2 protein-coding genes are annotated in these 8,392 nt (G+C 60.3%); both read left to right on the top strand.

Annotation, left to right across the window (positions count from 1 at the left end; translation table 11 throughout):
- Positions 1–4,775, top strand: a 4,775-nt coding sequence (locus QMA15_RS32230; RefSeq protein WP_290289138.1) for a non-ribosomal peptide synthetase, incomplete at its 5' end; no start/stop codon positions are given.
- 272 nt (positions 4,776–5,047) lie between these two features.
- The coding region (locus QMA15_RS32225; RefSeq protein WP_290289135.1) for an amino acid adenylation domain-containing protein at positions 5,048–8,392 on the top strand (3,345 nt) is incomplete at its 3' end.

Here is an 8,392-nt window from a genome sequence, read left to right as displayed (position 1 = left end):
TCGGGTTCTGGGAGTCGGCGTTGGCGGGGTTGCCGGATCAGTTGGATTTGCCGGCTGATCGTCCGCGGCCTGCGGTGGCGTCCAATCGCGGTGCCAAGCATGCGTTCGTGATCGGCGAAATCGAGCACTCGTCTCTGAAAAAGATTGCGCGCGAATCGAATTCGTCGTTGTTCATGGTGGTGCATGCGGCGTTGGCGGTGTTGTTGTCGCGGTTGTCGGGGACGTCCGATATTGCGATCGGTACTCCGGTGGCGGGTCGTGGTGAGCAGGTTCTCGATGATTTGATCGGGATGTTCGTCAATACGTTGGTGTTGCGGACGGAGGTGGATTCTTCGGAGTCGTTCTCGGAGTTGTTGGGTCGGGTTCGTGAGGGCGATCTGGGTGCGTTTGCCCATGTAGATCTGCCGTTCGAGCGGTTGGTGGAGGTGCTCAATCCGGCGCGGTCGCAGGCTCGTAATCCGTTGTTCCAGGTGATGCTGTCGTTCCAGAATATGGAGCAGTCGGTGCTTCGACTTGGCGATCTGACAGTCGCGGGAATCGACGCCAACACGGTGGCGGCCAAGTTCGATCTGCAGTTGACCATGGTCGAGCAGTTTGACGAGGCGGGCGCACCGGCGGGGATGGCGGCGCAGTTCACGTACGCGACGGATCTGTTCGACGAGTCGACGGTGGCAGGCTTTGCCGGCAGGTTCGGGCGCATCCTTGCTGAGATCACTGTTGATCCGTCAGTTCGGTTGGGTGATATCGACGTACTTACCGCTGCTGAGCGCAGCAACCTTCTCAGCTGGTCCACTGGTGGGCGCACAGCGTTGGCAGGCGCGTCCTTGACTGCGATGTTCGACGAACAGGTTGGGCGGACGCCTGATTCTCTTGCCGTCGAGTGCGATGGCGAGGCGCTGACCTACGGGCAACTCGACGCCTATGCAAACGTGGTGGCCGAGCGATTGACGGCGGCCGGCGTCGGTCCGGATGACGTCGTCGCGTTGATCGTGCCGAGGTCGGTCGAGTGGGTCGTAGGTATGTTGGCGGCGTGGAAGGCGGGTGCTGCGTACGGGCCGATCGATCCGTCGTACCCACAGGATCGGATCGAAGCGATAGTTGCCGACACTGGCGCCCGATGTGCGGTGAGTACGACGAATCTCGATCTGGCGGTGGACGTCATCGTCCTCGACAGCATCATTCGCGATTCGCCGATTGTGGAGGGGCCGAAGGATCGATGGCGTGAGCTCGGTGCGGGGGACCGCTTGGGGTATGTCATTTCGACATCCGGTTCGACTGGTCGTCCGAAGCCGACGTTGGTGCCGATGGCGGGCATCGAGAATACGGTGGCCTGGTATCGCAGCGAGTTGCCCGAAACTGGTGGTCTTTTGATCGCGTCTTCACCCAGTTTCGACCTGACGCAGAAGAACGTCTGGGCAGCGCTGAGCAGCGGTCGGACCGCAGTGCTTGCCTCAGACGGTTTCGATCCGGATGCGATCGTCGCTCGCGTCGGGCACGGTGACGTCGCAGTGGCGAACATGTCGCCGAGCGCATTCGAAGCCGTGGTGGATTCCGATGAGGAGTCTGCTCTGAGCGTTCTCGATGTTGTGTTCCTTGGAGGCGAGTCGATCCGGCTCAATCGTCTTGGCAGTTTGTTGTCAGGCGGCGTACGCCTGGTGAACAGTTACGGCCCGACGGAAGCGTCGGACGTGGTCTCGTTCCACGCAGTGACTGCGCATGACACCGTCAGCGTTCCGATCGGTGCACCGGTGCCGAACATGGATCTGTTCGTTCTGGATCGGTCGTTGGGTATGGTGCCGCCGGGCGTGATCGGCGAGTTGTATGTCGGTGGTGTCGGTGTCGGTCGCGGATACGGAAACCGAGCAGCGTTGACGGCGGAGCGTTTCGTCGCCAACCCCTTTGCGGGCGGGGAAAGGGGCGCCTCAGATGGCGGCAGCAGGTTGTATCGAACCGGCGACCTCGTCAGGTGGAACGGTCGGGGCGAGCTCGAGTACATCGGCCGATCGGATTTCCAGGTCAAACTGCGGGGGCAGCGTATCGAACTCGGCGAGATCGAATCTGCTCTGATCTCGCACGAGGCGGTTTCAGATGCGGTGGTCGTCCTGCGCAGCGATGCGACGTTCGGCGACAGCCTGGTCGGGTATGTCGTGGGAACTGCAGTAGATGCGTCGGAAGTTCTGGAGTCTGCCCGGGCCGTGCTTCCGACGTACATGGTGCCCTCGAAGGTTCTTGTCCTCGACGAGCTTCCACTCAATGCGTCGGGCAAATTGGATCGAAAGGCTCTCCCGTCACCGGTATTCGAGGCAGCAGAGTTTCGGGCGCCGGTCACAGCGGTGCAGGAAATTGTTGCGTCGGTGTTCGGAGATGTGTTGGGCGCGGAGCGGGTCGGTCTGGATGACGATTTCTTTGCGCTGGGTGGTAATTCGTTGATCGCTACCAGGTTGGCAGCAAGATTGGGGCAGGCACTCGATGCGCAGGTCCCGGTGCGCGTGCTGTTCGAGAACTCGACAGTGGAAGGTTTGGCTGCAGTAGCGCACAAGACCGCAGGTTCCGGTGCGAGGATGGAGTTGGAGGCGCGGGAACGTCCAGAACGTCTTCCTCTGTCCTTGGCCCAGCAGCGAATGTGGTTGGTAAACCAGATGGATCCCGGTTCTGCGGCATACAACATTCCGTTGGCTCTGCGATTGACAGGGAACTTGGATGTCGCGGCTTTGCGCCAGGCTCTTCACGACGTTTTGGTTCGGCATGAGTCGCTCCGGACCAGCTACCCGAGTGACATCGAAGGGCCGGTTCAGAAAATCGTCGCGATCGACGAACTCCTTTCGCCTCTCGAAACGATTCAGGTGGACGACGAGGCCGCGGCGTTCAATCGCGTCGTGGAGTTGGTGACGACCGGATTCGACGTAGCTCAGGAAGTACCTGTACGCACTGGGTTGCTCGAGTTGGGGCCGGCAGACTTCATATTCGTCTTGGTCGCTCATCACATCGCCGCTGACGGTGAATCGATGGGACCTCTGGCCCGAGACATGATGGTCGCCTATGAGGCCCGCATGCGCGGTACCGCGCCGTCGTGGACGCCGTTGACCGTTCAGTACGCGGACTTCGCGATCTGGCAGCGCGAATTGCTCGGTAGCGTCGACGAGATCGGCTCGCAGGCTGCACAGCAACTCGACTTCTGGCGCCGGACGTTGAACAGTGTGTCGTCGACGCCCGGATTGCCTTCCGACCGTCAGCGACCCGCGCAGATGTCTGCAAAGGCCGGTGTCTCGGAGTTCTCCGTCAGTGCGGACACGGCGACGCGGCTCAACGAGATTGCGCGCGAACACAACGCCACATTGTTCATGGTTGTGCATGCCGCGCTTGCAGTTCTCATCTCACGGTTGAGCGGAAGCCGAGATTTCGCGATCGGAACAGTTGTAGCCGGGCGAGGTGAGCAGCAACTGGACGACATAGTCGGAATGTTCGTCAACACACTCGCACTCAGGACCGCTCCGGACCTCGGAGCAGGATTCGGCGAATTGGTCTCGCTGGTTCGAAATGTCGATCTCGAGGCATTTGCGAACGGCGACATACCGTTCGAGGAAGTTACCGGCGCCTTGTCGGCGTCAGCGAACGAGCTTTTCCAGGTTGCACTGTCGGTCGAACCGATGGCAGGAGCCGAGTTCAGTCTGCCGGATCTGAAGATCTCGGCAGTCGAGGGTGTGGAGGCGACTGCGAAGTTCGACCTCCAACTCAATCTCAGTTCTGATCCGATCACAGGAGGACTGATTGGCCATTTGGTTTTCGCCGCCGATCTTTTCGACCAAGCGACCGCCGACGCACATGTCGAGCGATTCGTACGCGTTCTCGATCGGGTGTCCTCGGATCCTTCACGTCCGATCGGTGACATCGAACTGCTCACCGACTCCGAACGAGCAGAAGTCCTCGGCTCCGTGGACACAACGCCACCCCCGGCAGTTGGCGCTTCGACGGGCAGACTCGTGCCACAGCGATTGACGAACTCCGTGGAGGCTGATCCTGACGCCGTCGCAGTCGTGTGCGATGAAGAGGAAGTGACATACCACGAGGTCGATGCACGATCATCTCGCCTTGCGCGCCACCTCATCAGTCTTGGGATCGGCCCGGGCGACGCAGTGGCGATGACAGGGCTGCGTGGCATCGAACTGGTAGTGGCGATCTGGGCGCTGTCCAAAGCAGGTGTGGCAGTACTCGTGGGAGCTACAACAGGAACAGCGGGTGCGAATGGAACAAGCCCGAGTCTGGCCTTGACGCTGACTTCGGGCGATGCAGATTCTGTGAATTCCGATGTTCCGCTGGAGACGACCCTCGATCTGGCCCGGCCCGATGTTGTCGAATTGGTGGCGTCGTATTCGGGTCGTTCCGTGAACTACGCGGACCGGGTTCGTCCGCTCAATGTTGACGACGTCGCGGTCGTGGTTACCGGATCAGCCTCTGACCAGATCACCCAGGGAGGGCTCGCGGCGAAGTTGGATGCTATGTCGCAAAAGCACGAGGTCGACTACGAATCGCGTTTGATGTACTTCGGTCCCGCGGACGACGACACATCGGTTATGACGATCCTGCTGGCCGGGGTGGTCGGTGGCGTCGTTCTCCTGTCCTCGGAAGAGTCTAGGAATGCCGATGTGCACGGCCTCCTCGAGGAGGAGTGGGTTTCGCACGCGGTAGGTCAGACAGACGTCTTCACAGATGTCGTCGAAGGAGCGTTGCCTGATCTACGGCTGGCGTGTGATTCCGCGACGTGGACTCTGAGCTGACGCCGCCGTTCTCGAAGTAGATGGACGCCCATATCCCGAACAGTCCGATGATGTCCACTCCTCGACAGCTGTAACAATGGTTCGGTGTGTCCGATCAACTACTGGGGTTATACCGGGACGTCGAACTCGATTTGCCCAGGTCAAGGGTAGAACCTCGGAAGTGATCGGATTCCCGCGAATACCGATCGAACTGCAGTACCAAAGCGAAGGTGAAATGTCTTGACGCAGCACGAGCTCCTCCATCACGCCGTTCGAGCGCAGGTCGTGGCCGCATGAGCGCCGATGGTGTGACGCCGGATACCTCTGGTACTCGCAAGAGTCGACGGGAGCGGCCCGCCCGCACTCGCCGAGCGAGGACATTGTTGCTGCCCCAGTTGCTGGCGGCGGCCGTCGAGTTGGATCCTTCGAGGGACGCGTTGCGATTCGAGGGGCACTCACTTTCCTACGCCGAATTGGATGCGCGGTCGTCTCGCCTGGCTCGTATGTTGATTGCCGGCGGTGTAGGTCCGGAGGACAGGGTTGCCGTGTCCATCCCGCGGTCAATCGAATCAGTGCTGGCAGTGTGGGCAGTCGCGAAGACCGGTGCAGCTTTTGTGCCGGTGGATCCGAACTATCCGTCTGACCGTGTTGCGTACATGATCGAGGATTCGGGTGTCTCGATCGGCTTGACCGTCGGCGAATTAGGTATTGATTTGCCATCGTCTGTGAGGTGGATCGCGATCGATTCTCTCGAGACGACGCAGGCATCGGAAGCGATGTCCGGCGAACCGGTGGCGTATTCGGACCGTGTTCGCACTCTGCGAGTCGAACACCCTGCATACGTTATCTACACCTCAGGGTCGACTGGACGTCCGAAAGGTGTTGTTGTCACGCACGCAGGCCTGGGCAATTTGCTGAGTGAACAGGCTGAGCGACTTGGTGCCACAGCCCACTCGAGGGTTCTGCACTTCGCCACCCCCAGCTTCGATACTTCGCTCTTCGAGCTGTTGCTTACCATCGGTTCCGGCGCGACGATGGTTATCGTTCCGACGACGGTTTACGGTGGTGACGAGCTCGCGGAACTATTGAAAACCGAACGCGTCACGCATGTGGTGGGAACCCCGTCAATGTTGGCATCTGTCGATCCCTCGGGGTTGGATTCCATCGTCACCGCTGTAGTCGGTGGCGAGGTATGCCCACCTGAGCTTGTTGCACGGTGGGGACGGGACAGGGCCTTCTACAACGGATACGGCCCAACCGAGACGACTATTGTCACCAACATCAGCCCGAAACTGGCACCAGGTGACCGCGTGACAATTGGTGGACCTGTTCGCGGGGCCTCCGCCCTGGTTCTGGACTCACGGTTACAGCCAGTCCCAGTCGGGTCGACAGGTGAGCTGTATCTTGCCGGGCCTCAGGTTGCGCGCGGATATCACAATCTGACGGGAATGACTGCCGACCGTTTCATCGCGAATCCGTTTGGAGCGCAGGGCGAACGAATGTACCGCAGTGGTGACCTCGTACGCTGGGTCATCGCAGATGGGGGTGCACGGGACCTCGAATACGTCGGGCGATCCGACTCCCAAGTGAAGATCCGAGGCTTCCGAGTCGAGCTCGGAGAGATCGACGCAGTTCTTGCATCCCATCGGGCGGTCGACTTCGTTGCAACCCTCGCTCGCAAGCTCGACAATGGGGAGCAGGCTCTGGTGGCATACGTGCTGCCACGAGCGGTAGCTGAGGTAGACATCACGGAACTGCTCGACGTCTGCAGACAAGAATTGCCTAGGCATATGGTGCCTGCCTCTGTCGTTCTCATCAGTGAAATTCCGTTGACACCCGTGGGCAAGTTGGATGCTTCCGCGTTGCCGGAGCCGCATTTCGAGTCTCGTCCATTCCGTGCTCCTTCCACTGAGGATGAAATCCAGATCGCCACGGTGTTTGGTGAACTGCTCGGTCTGGAGCAGGTCGGAGCGGATGACGACTTCTTCGAGCTTGGAGGCAATTCGCTTGTCGCAGCGAAGTTGGCAGCACGGTTGAGTGCTGTCTTCGACGTGCGGGTACAAGTCAAGACGTTGTTCGAGTCTTCGACCGTGTCGTCGCTTGCCTCTGCGCTCGCAGCTTCCACTGGGCGTGCTCGTGTGGCGTTGACGGCTCGGGTGCGTCCGGAGCGGGTGCCGTTGTCGTTGGCGCAGCAGCGGATGTGGTTCTTGAACCGTTTCGATACGTTGTCGTCGGCGAACAATATTCCGGTGGCGATTCGGTTGTCGGGGTTGTTGGATGTGGCGGCTCTGCAGGCTGCTGTGTCGGATGTTGTTGCGCGGCATGAGATTTTGCGGACGGTGTATCCGGAGGTCGACGGGGTCGGGTTCCAGCAGGTTCTTCCGGTGGGTGGGTTCGCTGTGGATATTTCTGCGGTGCCGACCGATGAGGCTGATTTGTTGGGTGTGTTGGCGCCGGTGGTGACTGAGGGGTTTGATGTCACTTCTGAGGTGCCGTTGCGGGTTCGTTTGTTCCAGACGGGTTCGTCGGAGTTTGTGTTGGCGTTGGTGGTTCACCATATTGCTGCTGATGGTGTGTCGATGGGGCCGTTGGTGCGTGATGTGTCGATGGCGTATGTGGCGCGTGCGGGTGGACAGGTTCCGGGGTGGGCGCCGCTGGCGGTGCAGTATGCGGATTACGCGTTGTGGCAGCGTGAGGTGTTGGGGTCCGAGGGTGATCCGTCGTCGTTGATGTCTGAGCAGTTGGGGTATTGGACGTCGGTGTTGGCGGGGTTGCCGGAGCGGATCGAGTTGCCGGCGGATCGTTCGCGGCCGTTGGTTGCGTCCAATCGTGGTGCTAGTTACCAGTTCTCGGTTGATGTGCGGTTGCATCGGGCGCTCGAGCAGTTGGCGCTTGATCGTGGTGTGTCGTTGTTCATGGTGGTGCATGCGGCGTTGGCGGTGGTGTTGGCGCGGTTGAGTGGTAGTGATGACGTTGTGGTGGGCTCGCCGATCGCTGGGCGGGGCGAGCCGGAGCTTGATGATTTGATCGGGATGTTCGTCAATACGTTGGTGTTGCGGACGGAGGTGGATTCTTCGGAGTCGTTCTCGGAGTTGTTGGGTCGGGTTCGTGAGGTCGATCTGGGGGCGTTCGGCAACGAGGATGTTCCGTTCGAGCGGTTGGTGGAGGTGCTTGATCCGGCGCGGTCGCAGGCTCATCATCCGTTGTTCCAGGTTGCGTTGTTCTTCCAGAACATGGCGCAGAGTGTCTTGGAATTGCCGGGACTGTCGATTGCCGGTTTCGACGCGGGTGTGGAGATCGCGAAGTTCGATCTGCAGTTGACGGTGTCACCGTTGGAGGAGGACGGCGTCGGTGTGGGGATGCCGATGTCGTTGACGTATGCGACGGATTTGTTCGACGAGTCGACGGTTGTCTCGTTTGCGGAGCGGTTGGTTCGGGTTCTGGAAGCGATGGTGGCGGAGCCTGATTCGGTTGTCGGGGATGTGGAGTTGCTCGGTGAGGACGAGCGTTCGCAGGTGTTGGTGGCGGTCAATGACACTGTTCACGAGTTGACTGTTGGTGCTTTGTTGCTCGACGGGTTTGTTGCGCAGGTGGCGGCGTCTCCGGATGCGGTGGCGGTGGTGTTCGAGGGGCAGTCT

The sequence above is a fragment of the Rhodococcus sp. APC 3903 genome, from assembly GCF_030407755.1.
Taxonomy (GTDB): Bacteria; Actinomycetota; Actinomycetes; order Mycobacteriales; family Mycobacteriaceae; genus Rhodococcus_F; species Rhodococcus_F erythropolis.
The sequence above is the reverse complement of the archived record's forward strand: the minus strand, read 5'-3'. Positions and strand labels throughout refer to the sequence as shown.